The sequence below is a fragment of the Amphritea atlantica genome, assembly GCF_900111095.1.
GTDB lineage: Bacteria > Pseudomonadota > Gammaproteobacteria > Pseudomonadales > Balneatricaceae > Amphritea > Amphritea atlantica.
This window is the reverse complement of sequence record NZ_FOGB01000008.1, coordinates 38,153-54,400: the sequence shown is the minus strand read 5'-3', so window position 1 is coordinate 54,400 and position 16,248 is coordinate 38,153. Positions and strand designations below refer to the sequence as shown.

The following is a 16,248-nucleotide window of genomic DNA, read 5'->3' as shown; positions in this document are numbered from 1 at the left end:
CTTTGTAAAGTTTCCTGGCCGCTGCGTTACAGTCACCACCAAAAAGTTCTCACCAATTGTCAGCAGCATCGGTACTCCGCCCCTTTTTAGCAAGAGCTGAAACCAGAAGTTAAGCAAAGAGCCGCTCCAGCAACATCGCAACAAGCTTATATCAGGAATGACAGCCTGATCCCGCTGGGCTTTATGATTGATTTCCGCCTGCAACAACTGCAATGGATCCATTGGTTTGTTGCATAAGAGCGATGGGTTTAAGTCATTCAGAGGGTGAATTATCTGGCAAGCTGAAGTGCTTAATCACAGGCGTTCTAATCATTGGCAATAGGCGAAAAAAAGCCCGGCGAATCTGGCCAGGCTATTTAGTTACAGGCGGTGTTCTTACCTATATAAAGATACCTTGTCGCTCATTCAACCAAGCATCTTCAGACTCTCGTCCATCGCGTTGATAAAGAAATCTACCTCCTCTTTACCCCAGACCAGTGAAGGGCGAATTTTGAGGGTGCCGGGTAGGGATTTGCCGATCATAACGTTGCGTTTAATCATCTCCTTAATCAACTGCTCAGTCTCTTCTGCTGCCGGAGTACGCTTTTGCCGGCAGGTCACCAGCTCAAGACCAACCAACATACCGCGCCCACGGACATCGCCGATAAGCGAGTGTTTCTCAGCCAACTCGCGGAGCCCTGCACGTAGCTGATCCCCCACGTCGTTGGATTTCTGTACCAGTTGTTCACGTTCGATCACATCAAGCACTGCCATGCCTGCAGCACAGGCAACGGTATTGCCTCCAAATGTACTGAACAGCAGTGGGTGGGTGCCGCCAATAAACTGTTTCATCATCTCGCTGGAGAGAATCACCACACCTAGCGGGTGACCGTTAGCGACGGGCTTGCCCATGGTAATGAAATCTACTTTTTCCGGGTTGAGCCCGGCGCCCATGAATCCCCAGAATGTGCCCATCCGTCCGAGGCCTGCCTGCACCTCATCGGCGATAACATAGCCACCGGCAGCGCGGGTTTTATCCGCCACGCGGTCAAAGTAACTGTCGGGGGGCGTGATCACTCCATGGGCGCACATGGCGGTATCGAGCATCAGCGTCGCGGGCTTAAATCCACGGCTGGCCAGCGCGTCGATGGCGCGGTCAGCATCGGCCGAGTAAAGCTCAGCGGCTTCAGGATGATCAGCGTATGGGCCATTGTACATATCTGGCTCGATCAGGCGCTCGATCTGTGTCGGATGCAGAGCTTCGGGCAGGTGCTGCCAGGATTCCGGCGAATATTTTGTCGTCAGCTCAGTACAGCCATGATAGGCGTTATCGAGCACTAATCCGCCTTTGTGACCGCTGAGTGACTGTGCGATCTGTACGGCAAGGTCGTTGGCTTCACTGCCGGAATTGACAAAAATGCAGGTGTTCAGATGGTCGGGCAGATCTTTGGTCAGTCGTGCCGCATAGTCGGCGACAATATCACACATATAGCGTGTATTAGTGTTCAAAGCCTCGGCCTGACGGGCGATCGCTTTGGTGATATGGGGATGACAATGGCCCATTTGAGGGACGTTATTGTAAGCATCCAGGTAGGCGGTGCCATCAGCACTGTACATCCAGCCGCCCTGAGCCCGGGTGATGTTCAGCGGCTGATCATAAAAGTGCCAGATTTTGCCCAGATGCTGTTCCCGGTGCCGGACCAGTTCGTCCTGATGATCTGAAAACTGACGGCCATCATTTTCAATCGGGCTGTAAACAGGAAAACGCAGGGCATCACGCAGTCGACGGGTGACAGTCTCTTGCCCCATTTCGTTGAGTTTGAAGAGCATCTTGGTAAAGAAGCGGTCTTCCAGGTGCGTGCCAGCCTCCGGGTCGTTGAGTTTGCGGAAGTTGATGATGAGGGAGGCCATCGCCAGTCGCAGACGCATGACATCAAACAATAGATCGACCTCCTGCCCGGTGAGTGGATAGGCGCTGTCATATCCCTGGGCAACCTGCAGCAAGGGGCGGATAGGATCTTCCTCGCCTTCGGCGTACGTCTCCGAGATGGTGACGATCTCTGCCAGAATGCTGTTAAAGGCGACGTCCCCAAAATCCAGAATCGCAGCGATCTGGGTTGGATCGTCATGACTGACCATCACATTGGCGTCGTTAGCGTCCTGATGGACCAGTTGGCAGCGGGTTTTCTTCAGCGCAGGCAGCGTGTGCTGCTCAGCTTTATCCAGGGTGGAGGTCAGCAGATCGCGCAGTTCACCCTCTGGCAGACCGGGAAGCATTTCGCGTAATTGCAGACAATGTCCCAGATCCCACAGATGCTTATTACTGCCCGCATAGGGGTGGTAAAAACTTTGAAGCGTGGCGTTAATCCGTCCCATGGTGACACCGATGTTATAGTAATACTCATCGCAATAGGCTTCCGGTGTGTCTTCCACAACACGTCCATCCATAAACGCCATCAGGCGGATCATATGGCGATCGCCACTCAGGTCAGAGGTTATCCACTCGTATGCCTTACCCTGGCGGGTTGCAATAACAGGAGGAACGACCAGTGCAGGGTCTTGCTCAAGGATATGCTCGACCGCTTTGATCTGAAGGTCAACGATGCCTTCAGGCTCCTGAGCGTTGGAAATTTTGATAACCCCCTGCGGCCCCTCTTCATTACGAACCAGCCAGGCCAGATCCCGTTCGCTGTTCAGTGCCGTGAAGTTCCCTTCCAGGTCATACAGTTCCCGGACCAGAGATTTAATCTGGGACAATTCAAACTGAGGCGGATTGCGGTTAGCCAGAGATGAATGATTCGTCATGTTGTTATCCTTTCAAGAATAGGTATTAGCAAGAATAGATATTAGCTGTTTGCCTGGTCCGTCTCAGACCGGTGAGACTATTCTGAGATGAGAGAGAAAGGAAGAGAATAACCTCTGTGACGTAATTCACAGAGGGCGAACCCGGAAAAATACCCTGCAAAGGGTATACCTCTTTGACTCAGAGAGATTCAGACTTTCAGCAGTGTATGGAAGGTTGTGTTTCTCGGCGAGCCGCTAGTCTGGCCGTTGGTTTAACAGACACCCTTTGTTTGGTTTCCACAAAAACAATACGAGATCCGTTATGAATGCGACGATTGAAGCGATGCTGGAAAAATACAATGTCACGCCACAGACCCGAGCCTTTATTGAAGCGGGCCACCAGAAGATGTTTATTGACGGTCAGTTCGTCGATAGCGAGGATGGCACAACGCTGAATATTGAAGACCCTTCCAACGGTGAACACTTGCTGACGGTGCCTAAAGCAACTCTGGGCGATCTGGACCGGGCCGTCGCAGCAGCTAATCGCGCATTCCGTAGCGGACCATGGGCAGAGATGAAACCGAATGAACGTCAGGCGCTGTTGTTCCGCATGGCTGATGCGATGGAGGCTCATGCACAGACGCTGGCAGAGCTGGAAGCGATTGACGCAGGAAAAGCGATCAGTGGTTGTAAAGAAGTGGATATCGCCGGGTCGATAGACTTTCTGCGTTACATGGCCGGATGGGCGACAAAGATTGAAGGTCATACCCGCAATGTCTCCTGTCCTGGCGAAACCTTTGGTTTTACCCTGAAAGAACCGATTGGTGTCGTTGGAGCTATTGTGCCATGGAACTGGCCGCTGAATATGGCGATCTGGAAAATGTGTGCGCCGCTGACGGTAGGTTGTACGATTGTGCTGAAACCCGCTGAGATCACTCCGATGAGCATGATCTATCTGATGAAGATCTGGCAGGAAGCGGGGTTACCGGATGGTGTGGTTAATATCGTTATAGGTACAGGTGTTGGCATTGGCAGCCCACTGGCAGGTCATCCGTGGATCAGTAAAGTTTCCTTCACCGGATCAACTCCGGTTGGTAAGCTGGTGGGGAAAGCAGCGTTGGAAAACATGAATCCTGCAACGCTGGAGCTAGGGGGTAAGTCCGCGATGGTGGCCTTTGATGATGCCAAACTGGAGGATATCGTCACCGGGACACTGCAATCCGTCTTCTTCAACTCGGGTCAGACCTGTTCCGCAGGATCGCGCCTGTACGTTCAGCGTGGCTTATATGACCAGGCTGTTGAGGCGGTGGCAAAAGCCGCCAACGACATGGTGATTGGCGACCCGCTTGATACCAGCATTACCCAGGGGCCACAGATTAGCCGTGGTCAGCTGGATAAGATACTCAACTATATCGAATCGGGTAAAGCCGAAGGCGCGCGACTCGTATGTGGCGGTGAGCAGGCAGATCGCCCGGGGTACTACATGCAGGCGACCGTCTTTGCGGACTGTAATAACTCAATGAAAATTGTACGCGAAGAGATTTTCGGCCCGGTGCTTGCCGTAATTCCTTTTGATACAGAAGAGGAAGCCGTACGCTTAGCGAACGATTCTGATTATGGCCTGACCGCTTCCGTGTTTACTCAGGATGTCAGCCGGGCACATCGAATGGTTAAGAAAATGGAGGCCGGTACGGTCTTTGTTAACACCCATGATGCGATGGATTCTTCTCTGCCGTTTGGTGGTTACAAGCAGTCGGGTATCGGCCGTGATCTGGGGCCTGAGCAACTGGAGCACTTCCTACAGGTAAAAACGGTGATCATGCAGTTATAATTCGTTATTCGTTGCCGGGGAAACTTGTATGTCCTGCAACGAATAGTGGCAGGACAGACAAGTGAGGTACTGATGAGCAGAACAATACACCCGACAGCTTTGACGATGATCGGCCGGTTGTCCAACAGTCTGACTCAGCTCGTTCCGCAGATCGGTAATGATGATTTTCCTCAGTTACTGATCGAGGTTATCAAGCAATTTATTCCTGCCGATGAGATAACACTGATTCTATTCGAGGATAAGCCTGAGTTTCTGGTTTCCGAGAAAACTGAGCAGATTGGTTGTCAGTCAATTGATATGTATCTTGCGGGAGCCTACCTGCTGGACCCATTTTACCGCGCGAGTGTCGAACTGAAACAAAGCCAGTTCTTCACCTACGGTGAACTGGTCCCCGACGGGTTTCGTCAGAGCGAGTTTTACAAGCAGTATCTGGTTAAGATCGGACTCGAAGATGAGTGTGGATACCTGATCATCTTCCCAGGGGGACAGTTTCTGCATCTGAGTATTGGTCACGGCGTAGGTAGTACGGCCCGCTTAAGCCGCTCAGAACGGCAACTGCTTGAAACACTGACCCCCCTCATCGATATGTTATGTCAGCAACACTGGGGCGACCAGCTGTCGAAACCCCTCAATCGTCAGTTAGATCAGGCGTTGGCCAATTTCGGCTCATCAAAACTGACGGAGCGGGAGTGTGCCGTTATCCGTATGGTATTACAGGGATATTCCCCGGCCTCCATTGCCGACAAATTATTTATCTCACCGGGAACCGTGCGGGTTCACTTGCGCAACAGCTACCGAAAGCTTGATATCGGCTCTCAGGTTGATCTGCATAATCTGTTCATGGGTGCTTTGATGCGGTTTGAACAATACGAGGGGGGCGATCCGCTAGAAGGTTTTTTCTGATAACCCGATGCTTGTTTATGTCGTTTCAACAACAGAGCGTCAGGAAAAGGCTGGATATATCATCGGCCCCACATTATCGGCACCACAATTTTGGAGATATGAATGTTTTCGCTTAAAGGATTAAATGCACTGATTACAGGTGGTACTTCAGGTATCGGATTGGCAAGCGCAAGACGTTTTGCCGCTGCCGGTGCCAGGGTGGCGATCGTTGGTCGCCGAGATGGGGCAAGTCTCGCAGACGAAATGAACGGCATCTTTATACAGGCAGACGTCACCGATGAAGATCAGTTACGAGCCTGTTTTGAGGAAGCGGAAGCGCGCATGGGCAAGCTCGACATTGTTATGAACAATGCAGGCATTGAAAATTCCGGACCGACCATTGCCGAGCAAAGTGCCGATGAGTTTCAACGTATCCTGGAGATCAATGTCAAAGCGGTCTACAACGGCTTGCGCTTTGCACCGCTGCACATGAACGATGGCGGGTCCATTATCAATACGTCGTCAGACGTATCAAAAGTTGGCTATCCCGGTTACGGTCAATACTCCGCAACCAAGTCAGCCGTGTGCAGCCTGACCCGGGTCGCAGCGATGGAACTGGTACCGCGAAAGATCCGGGTCAATGCAATCTGCCCGGCCTCGGTGTGGACCGAGATGCTGACCCCGGACCATCCTGAAGTGGTGATGACCGAGCGAACAAGCCCCATGGCCAGGGTTGGTCAGCCTGAGGAAGTCGCAGCACTCTGTCATTTTCTTGCGGCCCCTGACTGCAGTTACCTGACCGGCCAGTCGATAAACGTCGATGGTGGACTGTCGGCGGGTATGGCCGATCATACGTTCGAGAGATTGATGAGGGAGTAAGGATATGTTCACGATGTTTGCCAATGAAAGGTGAACTCATCATGTCTCCTCCCTCAGTTGCCGTTCACACCAAAGTAACCGCTCATCCAGGTAATCAAAATCTACGGCGTAAGTTTGATATTGATTGAAGTTAAAACGCAAAAGGCCGCTCGTAGTGAGCGGCCGTTTTTATGCCTTTCGGACATTGCTTTGGCCAATGAATCTCAGCCACAATCCCCTATCAGGGTCTGCAACGCCGCCAGGCGATCAATGGCTGATCGCCTTAGTTACGCATCAGCGCTTCAATCGAAGTGGGCTCACCATTGAGTGTAATGGCACCGTCCTTGAGAATCAGTTTTGCCGTTAATCCAGAATCATCCGCAACAAATTTGTTACTCATCGCCGCCATCATCGCGACTTCCGGCGAAAGCTCAGACACGCTATTGGGGATGGCCACCAGAATATCCAGATCCACCTGCTGCAACAGTTTCATCGCAGCTAACGCTCCACCGGTTTCCAGTTCAGAGATAAATTCCTCGGTGATATCTTTGGTTAACAAGGTGTTAACGTGTGATTCCAGGGCGCCATCATTGACGTCTGAGTTCACCCAAAGATTGATCGCCAGGTCTTTTTTCAATAACGCGACTACCTGCTCTTTAAGAAACTGCTCATCCATTCCAACCATACCCGGATCAACCGAGCCTGATTCAGACATCTGTTTTGCCAGCTTCTGAGAGTAATCAGACAGTTTCGAAATCGGTGCAAAAGGGGTATCGGCAAAGCTGACACCAATACTCACATCTTTTACCGATACGTCACTGTTAGTTCTTTTATTCAACGCTGCAGGCAGGGTAAATTCGCCAATGTTAAGGCTGCCATCACCGCTATAGTTACCCTTTTCAACATCACCACTGGAAACCATAGAAACGCCTTTGACCGTCAGGGGGGCCTCCAGCTCTGGGGCGACAACCGTTATATGATCAACGTTAAACGTACTGTCTCCAAGGAAAAATCTCTTTTCGTACATAGCGCCATCCATCGTCAGGGTTGACTCGCTGATACGCACCTCGCCGCCGCCAGCATCCACAACGGCAACCGGTGAGAACGTTCCATCAACCTCTACCTCCGACAATGAAGCGTTCGCCTTTGAACTCATGCGACCACCGTCGGATGTGATTCTGACGCTTGTTGCAGTGGTGATATCGAACGGGTTAATAGTCATCTGAGAGGTTTCTTCCCCCATCAGATCAATACTACCTGAGATAGTGACAGGCTCTTTACCTTTAAACGCTGCACGGATCTGCTCATCCTGAAGCCCCATATTTTTCAGGGTGCATGAGTAATCGAAGCTGAGCATGTTGTGCACACCGTCACAGCCAATCACTACCTCACCGATTGGCAGGTCCTGTTCCAGCTCGGGATTGGTCACCCACTTATATTCCGCATAGGTTGCCTTATATCCCCGCTCATACTTCACAATCTCCATCTTCCCGTAGGGGGATCGTGAATTCAGATCAACAAGAGACTGTCTGGTTTGTGACTCTGCCAGATAGCCAGATGCATAAGGCAATCCACCGGCTACCGCAGCAACGGCAACCAGACCAACAATAATAGGTTTCTTCATTTTTCATCCCGGTTATAAATAAGCTTTCGTAAACATCCATATAAACAAGCAGTGTAAGACCGACAGTGTTGTATGAAATGGGTAAACATTATCTCGTCTGGAGCAGCTTAACGACTATCCAGCGTTCTACTCTGAAACACAGTGCCGGTGCGCAGAAGCACACAAACAGAGCATCTGAGTAAAAAACTGGCTAACTGACTGAGTTAAAATCACTTTGAAAAAGTCCTTTTCATGTGGCTCCCTGTATAGCGCCGGTGCCCAGCGCGGGAGTATTTTACGGGTAAAACGCTGCAAATAGAAACCGGATTGACAATAAACTGTGTCTATATGCGAATGGGGTGATATCTATGTCCAGAGAGCGGTTTTTAACTTTGCGCCCTCAATGCTCAATATCCAACATAAGAGCGTTTTACCACAGTACCCAAAGGGCATGCTAAGAACACAGAGAACACAGAGAACACAGAGAAGGTAATGAGCGAGTGAAACATCAAGACAGGCAGTTAATTTAAACAAGCTCAGAAAATTGGCATGGTTTGGCACTGGAATAACCTTTAGAAGTGGTGCATGATCAGCCGGATAGGAAGTATGGCAGGTGACAAAGCGGAGCCATTAAAAACAGCAAATCGTGCTGGCGTGTTTTCAGAAGATGAATAATAGCGTGCTTCAGAATTATTCTTTTACTTCAAATAGATACAGCTCTCTCATCCTCAGTCTTGTGGTGTCAAACCAGAGCAATGTTTGAGGATACAGGCTGTGAGAAATGCATGGGCCAGCGGAATCAATAGAGATAAGGTTCTTATAGAAATTGGCGGCACTAATTTTGATCGCCAAACTCGGTTAAACCAATGCTCTGTTTGTGGTGCGTACTGGGAAGACAACAATGGCAGTTATCCATCAGGTTTGTCAGAGAAAGATGCAAAAAAATATTACAAAATTTAGCGTGCCGGCAGCCCCACACTTAACAAGCAAAGGCAGTATCGCCCTACAGGCTGAACTCGCTAACGGTCGCCGCACATTGAACCGTTAAATGCGTATGAATCACAGCGCAAGATCCGAAATTGATCAAAAGGAGCTAGATGAAGCTCTTGTGTACAAAAACCTTCGATCTCTGTTTCCGAAGGTCAATGATTATGCTCCTAGTAATAGTGGCTATAGCGAAGAATTAGGTGAGCTTCGATATTTTGGTATAAATACCAACAAGCAGTTGAGACTCTTGCTAAAGAAGCATAGAAAACAAATTATCACTATTGATCGCAGCCCAATTAATGCCTATCACCAGAAAATGTACGCAGAAGAAATGGGAGCCGAAAAATTCAATGATCATATGCGTAGGCAATATTGGTTTGCATATCCAGGTTTTCTACGTATAGCCCTTGAATTAGAATTTGGTGAAAAATATGAACTGTATGCCAACGAAAGAGACGGCATTTAACAAGGCTATCAATTTGACCGTTTTACGCTGCGTACCAGGCGGCAAATTATAAAGGCGTAGGTGTTATGACTATGAAGCCACCTCTGTACGATGAAATTCACCAACTGGCGTTGGACATTGTTAATGCTTCGGCAGCAGAGGATCAAAGGTCGATTTGGTCTGCTTATCACGATTTAGAGCTGTTATGTAAGTCTGCTGAGGTCAATGGTCAAAGCCATCCATTCCATTGGAAAACTCTTGCAGATTTCACAACAGCTGCTAGTGCAGCGTTAAATATTTATAAGAAAGCACTTAACAGCGCAGAACAGTATGATTTGGTGAAGTATGTAGCGTCAATAAAAATAGCAATGGCTGAATTGTACGCAGAGGCTGGTGATTCTGAAAAAGGGGTAATGATTGCAAAAGAGGCTAATGAAGCGGCAAAGTTGACATCAGATTTGGAGCTAAAGAGAGAAATCAGTGAGTTCTTACTTCAACATAGCTAAAACACCTAACAAAAGGGTCAAGCGGATTCGTCAAACGCTACGCGTTCTCCTATTCGCTTACCCTAAGCGTTATATAGAAAAAGACCGGGCCTTCTAATTTGAACCTTCAACCAAAGCGCATCGCACTTATCGTATGCATTCTAGTTTGTGCCGTTTGGTTGGCATCAACCGCATGGGCAGTCCTATATTTTGGTGTGGACTTAAACCAAACGGCAGGAGTAAAGCTCCTGAGCATTGTCGTTCAACTGATCCTCTTCGCTGTGGCAATCGTCTTTGGGCCGTTCCTTTGGGTTCAAGCAGTCGTGAACCTTTTTCGCATGACCGCAGAACGGCGTAAAGATCTGCCCAAGGAGTCTTTTCGGTCAATCCGGTGGAGCCCATTCAATATCGTCGCACATCCCAAACTTCTTACGCAACAAGGCTTGGAACACCGGCGCAAACTGTTCAAATCAATCGGCTTGTTCTCGACCTTAATCTTGGCAGTGTTCGCCTGGGAGTATATCTTTGAACCATTTTCTACATAACAAACAGGTCAAGTCTGCCCTACGGGCGGGAACTCCGCAAGCTTCGCTCGCTGCGTCCTCTTACCTAAAGCGTTATGCATAAATCATGAAAAGAGCGATTCCAATACTCCTGGCCCTTGTGATAGCTGGTTGTACAACGAATTCAGCCATATTCGAGCTTTATAGTGAAAAGCCAATAGCTGTTAATTGTGCGCATAGAGCAATTGAAAATACTGAAGGTATCAGTAAAGCGTGGTTGGAAAATCACGCCATTAGATTTAAAGGTTATGGATTCTCTGGTGAGCTCTATCATGGTGGTAAAGGTGAACCATTTACTACCTATGGTTTGGAAATCCAGAGTAACCCTATTATTGGCGAAGGCGTAAAAACAATCGCTGATAAAATTACAGAGTCAATAAACGGAAAATGCACAAACTAAAGCACTAAAGGGATCCGACTAAAGGAATCAAAGCCCTTTAGCGCAGCAACTAAAGGGGTCAAAGCCCTTTACCGCTCATAACTTCTCTGTGCTCTCGGTGTCCTTAGCATGCCCTTTGGGTACTGTGGTGAATCATCTTCAGGGCAGTGTATCAGAGATTATGCCTGCCTCGCTCCCACAGAAAATCTGGCCAAAGCGGACAAGCAGCCAAAGGCTGCGTTCGGACAAATGAAATGATCGGACTAGCGCAGCGATCGGACATTGATTTCACCTCGAAGAAGACGGTGGGAGGCGCGCCCTCGCGGCGATTGATCGTGCATTTTGCCTGCTGATAGTTTCATCGCGACGGGGCGTCGCTCCCACAGGGACCTCATGCCCTCAGTGCTCTCTGTGAACTTAGTTTGCCCCTTGGGTGTGTGGTAAACCCCTACCCCACCCGATACTCACTCCCCAGTTCACTGATCCCCAACCCACTCTTCTTGATCACTCGAAGTTGCGCCGGAATACGCTCTTTCATCGCTTCGATATGACTGATAACGCCGATCATCTTGCCGGAGGCGTTGAGGTTGTCCAGGGCGTCGAGGGCGATATCCAGGGTTTCGCTGTCCAGGGTGCCGAAGCCTTCATCGAGGAACAGGGAGTCGATGCTGGTTTTGTGGCTGACCAGATCGGAGAGTGCCAGCGCCAGAGCCAGACTCACCAGAAAGCTTTCGCCGCCGGAGAGGGTTTTGGTATCCCGTTCGATATCCCCCTGCCAGGTGTCCAGTACGCTGAGCTCTAACCCGGCATCCTGTTTGCGTTTCAGCAGGTAGCGGCCATGCAGTCGCTCCAGCTGCTGGTTGGCCAGGTGCACCAGATTATCCAGCGTCAGGCCCTGGGCGAATTTACGGAACTTGTCCCCTTTCTGCGAGCCGATCAGTGAGTGCAGGTATTGAAGATCGTCGTAGTGTTCGGTGTAGGTGGTGATCTTGTCGAACAGCGCCTGCTGATCTTTGCGCCGGGTCTGATCTGAGGTCAGTTCGTTACCGATCTCACCATCCCGTTTCGCCAACTGTTCAAGCGTGTGATTGAGTTCACTGATCTGCACTTCAAGAACCGCTTTCGGGGTTTTCTGGTATTCAGCGGCCTGGGGGTCTTCCTGTATCACTTGCAGCGCTTGCGTGGCGTGATCCAATAACGCAGTGGCACGCTCCAGCTCTTTATCCAGCTGCTGTTTCTTTTCAAGCAGTGCTTTGCGTTCGGGCTCAGACAGTAACGCCTGCTGGAAGTCGGCTTCGGTGCTAAACGGACTTGCGGACAAGGCGGTTAACCACTCGGTCTGAAGCTGTTCCAGTCGGTCTTGTAACCCATTAAGTGCTTGCTGCTGGCTCTTCAGCTCGGCCAGCAGGGCGTTATGTTCACTGGATAACTGGTGACGGGTTTCCTGCGCGGCTTTGTAGCTGTTCTCGGCTGACTGCAGCTGAAGCTGACGCTCTCTGCGCGCCTCGCTAACCACCCTGTCGCCAAACAGATCACGGCGCTGGGCTTGCAGTTGTTGTAACGACTGGCTCAGTTGATCCCGTTGCTGCTGCAACTCTGTCAGCTGTTTTTCAATATCGCTCAGCTGCTGCTGGCCGTGTGTCTGCTCAATGCTGAGGCGATTCAACTGGTTGCTGAGCTGCTCTTTCCGGATGCTAAACTCATCCCATTGCTGAGCATCCAGCCGCTTAGCCTCCAGCCACGCCTTCAGGGCTTGCGCTTCTGGTGGCTGGTAGCCCTGTTCGGTTAACTGTGCAGCAAAGGAGTCCCGCTGAGCGGTGAGTTGCTCAGATCCTGTGTTTTTATCCTGTTGAATATCAAGCAGACGCTTAGACAGATTCGCTATCGCCTGTTCACTCAACTGCAGTTTATTGCTCAGCTGTTGCGTCGCGCGCTGGGCATTATCCCACTGCTGGCGGGCATCATCGCGCTGCTTGTTAAGGTTTTTCAGCTGCTGGATCGCATCTGCAAGCTGTTGCCGTTTGACCAGTTCAGCCGCCTGGTACTGTTGCAGACTCTCACTATCGGTAATCGGAAAATCAAGCGTCAGAGGGGTGGCAGTTTGCTGCCACTGCTGTGCCAGCGCAGACTGTTCTGTCTGGATCTCATTTAACCGCTGGGCTAACTCCTGTAGATGACGCTCAACTGAGGCCAGTGCCGCGGCGGTCTCCTGCCCCTGATCTGTTATCGCCGTCAGCTCTTGTATCGCGTCATCCCTGTCTTTAACGGCCTGAGACAGATCAGTTAGTTGACCATCAAGTTTTGGATGTTCCAGTGCACCACATAACGGACAGGCATCACCCGATTTCAAGTTTGCGCGGAACTGGGCCAACTGTTCATCCTGAGTGACCAGTTTGCTCAACGCGCTTACCAGTTGCTTCTGTTTTGTATATTGCGCCAGAAGCTGTTCACGGGTCTGCATTAACTTTGTTTGACCGGCCTGTTCACTCTTTTCGCTTACCTGTTTTTCCTGTTGTTCTTTCTCCAGCTGCTGCCAACGGAGGCTGAGCTGTTGCAGCTCGAGTAACAGGGCATAGTCGGTATTGAGCCGTTCCCGTTGCTGTTCTAAGGTATCAATGTCGCCCTGCCCGCTGGCGGCAACCGAGGCGTTGTTGGCCTGCTGCCACAGCTGTTCCAGCTTAGCCGTATCCGCCAGCGCAGTCTGATACTGCTTCTCGTCTGCGGCATGGGTGTTCTGCAGTTCAGTCAGCTGTTGCTGTACGCCGGTCTGTTTTTCGATCAGCTGTGTGACAACATCCTCTTGCGCTAAAATCTGTTCCGCCTGCACCTGCCACTGACCCAGATACTGTTTCAGTGACCCGTCGGCTTTGTGCTGTTGCAGATACTGCTCAACCGTTTCAAGTTCCTGAGTCTGGGTGCTGATCTGCTCGTTAAGCGAGTTTAGCTGTTGTTTGCTCGCATCCCGCTTCGATACAGTCTCTTTAAGACTGTTCTCTTTATCGCTGAGCTGAGTCTGTTCGGCGCTGATCTTCTGATCCAGCGGCACCACCTGCTCGTTGATCAGTTGCTCCTGCTGTTCGTGCTGCTGTTTCGCGGTGTTCAACACAACACTTTGCTGCTCGTAGGATGCAACAGCGCTCTCCACCCGGGTTTTCAGCACCTGCTCAGATTGCTGTTTTTCAGTGGTTGCCTGTAGGCTGCTATCCCGCTGTTGGCGGGCATCCTGCAGCAGCATATATGAGCCTCGCAACTGCTGTGCCGGTTCACTCTGCTGTAAGCGCAGCAGATCGGGTTGCGCCTGTTTGTATTGCTCGCTGACAACTTGAAGACGCTCGGTACTGGTCGTTTGATCCTGTAATGCCCGCTCATACTGCTGCCACCAGTGCAGATGGGCGCTGCTGGTTGCCAGCGTGACTTTCAGTTCACTCTGTTGCTGCTGCAACCGGGTTAACTCGTCCTGCAGTAACTGCGTCTGCTCCTCTGTCAGCAGCTGCACCCCTTTCGCCTGAGAGTTCAGATCTGACAGTTTTCGCTTCGCCTCAACAAAATGGTCATGCACCCTTTCAGAGATCTGTCCATAGATCTCGGTGCCGGTCAGCTCCTCTAACAGTTCGGCCCGTTCCGCTTCTCTGGCATTGAGAAAGGCGGCGAACTCCCCCTGGGAGAGCAGCATCGATTTGGTAAAACGGGAAAAATCCAGACCGGTGATCTGTTCAATGGTCTCGCTTTTCTGCTTTATCTGAGTCGCCAGCACAGTGCCGGTCGCCACCTCGGCCAGTTCGACATCCGCCTGTTGCAGGTTGCCATCAGCCTTGCCCCGGGAACGGCGCATACTCCAGTGGGCACGGTAGGCTTTACCCTTGACCTCAAACTGTACTTCAGCCGAGCACTCGGCGGTGCCCCGGGTCATTATCTCATTGGTGGAGGTGGTGATCTGGCCTAAACGGGGGGTTTGGTGGTAGAGCGCCAGACAGATCGCATCCAGTAAAGTGGTTTTACCCGCGCCCGTCGGCCCGGTAATGGCAAACAGGCCGTTATCGACAAAGGGGGAGCGGGTAAAGTCGATCTTCCACTCCCCTTTCAGGGAGTTCAGGTTTTTGAACTGCAGGCTGAGAATCTTCATAGGTTCAGCTCCCGGTTCTGCTCGGGATTTTCGACCTCGGAGACGATCTGACGAAACTGCTGTTTGATCCGTCCTAATCTTGCCTGCTCGGCGTCACTGTCGAAGTTCTCCAGTTCCAGCCGTTTGGCAAACACATCCTCGGGGGTTAACTCCGCCAGGGTTTCACGTGCGATCTGATTGAGTGTTTGCCGCGCGGTATTGCGTGAACGGCGCAGCTGCAACACCTCGACAGGTAGGTCCTCGATCATCGCCTGAATCCGCTGCGGCAGATCCGAGAGATAGTCCTGAGTCTCAACCTCTATGCAGAGCCATACCGGCTGAGGGGCCATGGCGAATGTTTCCAGCTGCGTCTGAATACTGCTCAGATCCCCTTTAATCACCGCCATAGCCTGAAACAGCGGCACCTCAAGCGGGGTGATCGCTGCCGTTTCAGCGCCATTAAATGACACCATTACCACCTGTTTAGCCGTTTTCAGTTCATCAAAACTCAGCGGGATAGGTGAGCCGCTGTAACGGATATGCTCTGACTTAGCGACGATCTGCGGTCTGTGGATATGTCCCAGGGCGATATAATCAGCGGGTGGAAAACCGTCGGCGGCAAAACCATCCAGGGTGCCGATATAGATATCCCGCACTGAGTCCGACTGACTCACACCCAACGCGGTCAGATGACCGGTGGCGATAATCGGCAGATCCAGCTGTTTCTCCTCCCGGAGCGCCAGCGCGGCCCGGTACAGCTGATGATAGTGCTGCTTAATTGCCTCGCCCAGGGCCTGGCGTTTTTCCAGACCGGACTCCCCGGCACGACTCTGAATCACATCACGGGGGCGGATAAAGGGGATGGCACAGAGAATCGCACCGGTTGTGCCTGCACTGTTTTTTAGCTCAATAATCTGCTTGTCGAACGACGCATCATCGCCGCTATCGTCCGAGGCTGTCACATTAGCCACCACATAGGTATTCAGGCAGGCCACCAGCTGCTTCGATTCATTCAGAGTCGAGACGGAATCATGATTGCCGCCTAACACCACTAACGTGCAGTTCAGTTGACTGATCGCCACGATAAAGCGGTTGTACATCTCCCGCGCATAGCTCGGCGGTGTGCCGGTATCGAAGATATCCCCGGCAACAATCACCGCATCGATCTCATGAGCCTTAATCTGCTCCAGCAACCAACTGAGAAAAGCCTGATGTTCCGCTTTACGGCTTTTGGTAAAAAAACTCTGACCCAGATGCCAGTCAGAGGTGTGCAGGAGTTTCATACAGAGCATCCTTAACCATCAAAATAGGTGAGATAGACTATCACAATGGCCGCACTCACCAGATCGA

General features: G+C 51.0%; 11 protein-coding genes. 7 read left to right on the top strand and 4 right to left on the bottom strand.

The features are described 5' to 3' along the window. Positions 1–405 precede the first annotated feature (405 nt). Entirely contained in the window at positions 406–2,784 is a 2,379-nt protein-coding gene (locus tag BMY09_RS13750) for an aminotransferase class III-fold pyridoxal phosphate-dependent enzyme (protein ID WP_091359337.1), read from the bottom strand. 301 nt (positions 2,785–3,085) lie between these two features. Between BMY09_RS13750 and BMY09_RS13745 the strand changes: the two genes are divergently transcribed. The 3 genes from BMY09_RS13745 (at position 3,086) to BMY09_RS13735 (ending at position 6,355) form a co-directional block, all read left to right on the top strand. Then, positions 3,086–4,594 (top strand): aldehyde dehydrogenase family protein, encoded by a 1,509-nt coding sequence (locus BMY09_RS13745; RefSeq protein ID WP_091359334.1) that lies wholly within the window; start codon positions 3,086–3,088, stop codon positions 4,592–4,594. A 72-nt stretch (positions 4,595–4,666) separates the two neighbouring features. Continuing rightward, positions 4,667–5,497, top strand: a complete 831-nt coding sequence (locus BMY09_RS13740; RefSeq protein ID WP_091359333.1) for a helix-turn-helix transcriptional regulator — start codon at positions 4,667–4,669, stop codon at positions 5,495–5,497. Positions 5,498–5,599: 102 nt separating this feature from the next. Then, a complete protein-coding gene (locus BMY09_RS13735; protein WP_091359330.1) occupies positions 5,600–6,355 on the top strand; it encodes an SDR family NAD(P)-dependent oxidoreductase in 756 nt (251 codons plus the stop codon). Between the two features lie 262 nt (positions 6,356–6,617). Here BMY09_RS13735 and BMY09_RS13730 read toward each other — a convergent pair whose 3' ends face one another. Then, positions 6,618–7,958 (bottom strand): DUF945 family protein, encoded by a 1,341-nt coding sequence (locus tag BMY09_RS13730; protein ID WP_091359328.1) that lies wholly within the window; start codon positions 7,956–7,958, stop codon positions 6,618–6,620. Positions 7,959–8,711: 753 nt separating this feature from the next. Here BMY09_RS13730 and BMY09_RS22050 point away from each other — a divergent pair. From BMY09_RS22050 to BMY09_RS13710, 4 genes are all read left to right on the top strand, one after another. After that, entirely contained in the window at positions 8,712–8,897 is a 186-nt protein-coding gene (locus BMY09_RS22050; RefSeq protein WP_139203191.1) for a hypothetical protein, read from the top strand. An 88-nt stretch (positions 8,898–8,985) separates the two neighbouring features. Further along, positions 8,986–9,390, top strand: a complete 405-nt coding sequence (locus BMY09_RS13725) for a hypothetical protein (RefSeq protein WP_091359326.1) — start codon at positions 8,986–8,988, stop codon at positions 9,388–9,390. 71 nt (positions 9,391–9,461) lie between these two features. Beyond that, on the top strand, positions 9,462–9,875 hold the full coding sequence (locus BMY09_RS13720; RefSeq protein ID WP_139203190.1) for a hypothetical protein: 414 nt from the start codon (positions 9,462–9,464) through the stop codon (positions 9,873–9,875). Between the two features lie 609 nt (positions 9,876–10,484). After that, positions 10,485–10,817 carry a hypothetical protein gene (locus tag BMY09_RS13710; RefSeq protein ID WP_091359319.1) on the top strand — a complete coding sequence of 111 codons (333 nt, stop codon included), beginning with the start codon at positions 10,485–10,487 and terminating at the stop codon, positions 10,815–10,817. 427 nt (positions 10,818–11,244) lie between these two features. Here BMY09_RS13710 and BMY09_RS13705 read toward each other — a convergent pair whose 3' ends face one another. Both BMY09_RS13705 and sbcD read right to left on the bottom strand, forming a co-directional pair. Next, positions 11,245–14,919, bottom strand: a complete 3,675-nt coding sequence (locus tag BMY09_RS13705; protein WP_091359316.1) for an AAA family ATPase — start codon at positions 14,917–14,919, stop codon at positions 11,245–11,247. Further along, positions 14,916–16,181, bottom strand: a complete 1,266-nt coding sequence (sbcD, locus tag BMY09_RS13700) for an exonuclease subunit SbcD (protein ID WP_091359314.1) — start codon at positions 16,179–16,181, stop codon at positions 14,916–14,918. The genes BMY09_RS13705 and sbcD overlap by 4 nt, the downstream gene beginning before the upstream one ends. Between the last annotated feature and the right edge of the window lie 67 nt (positions 16,182–16,248).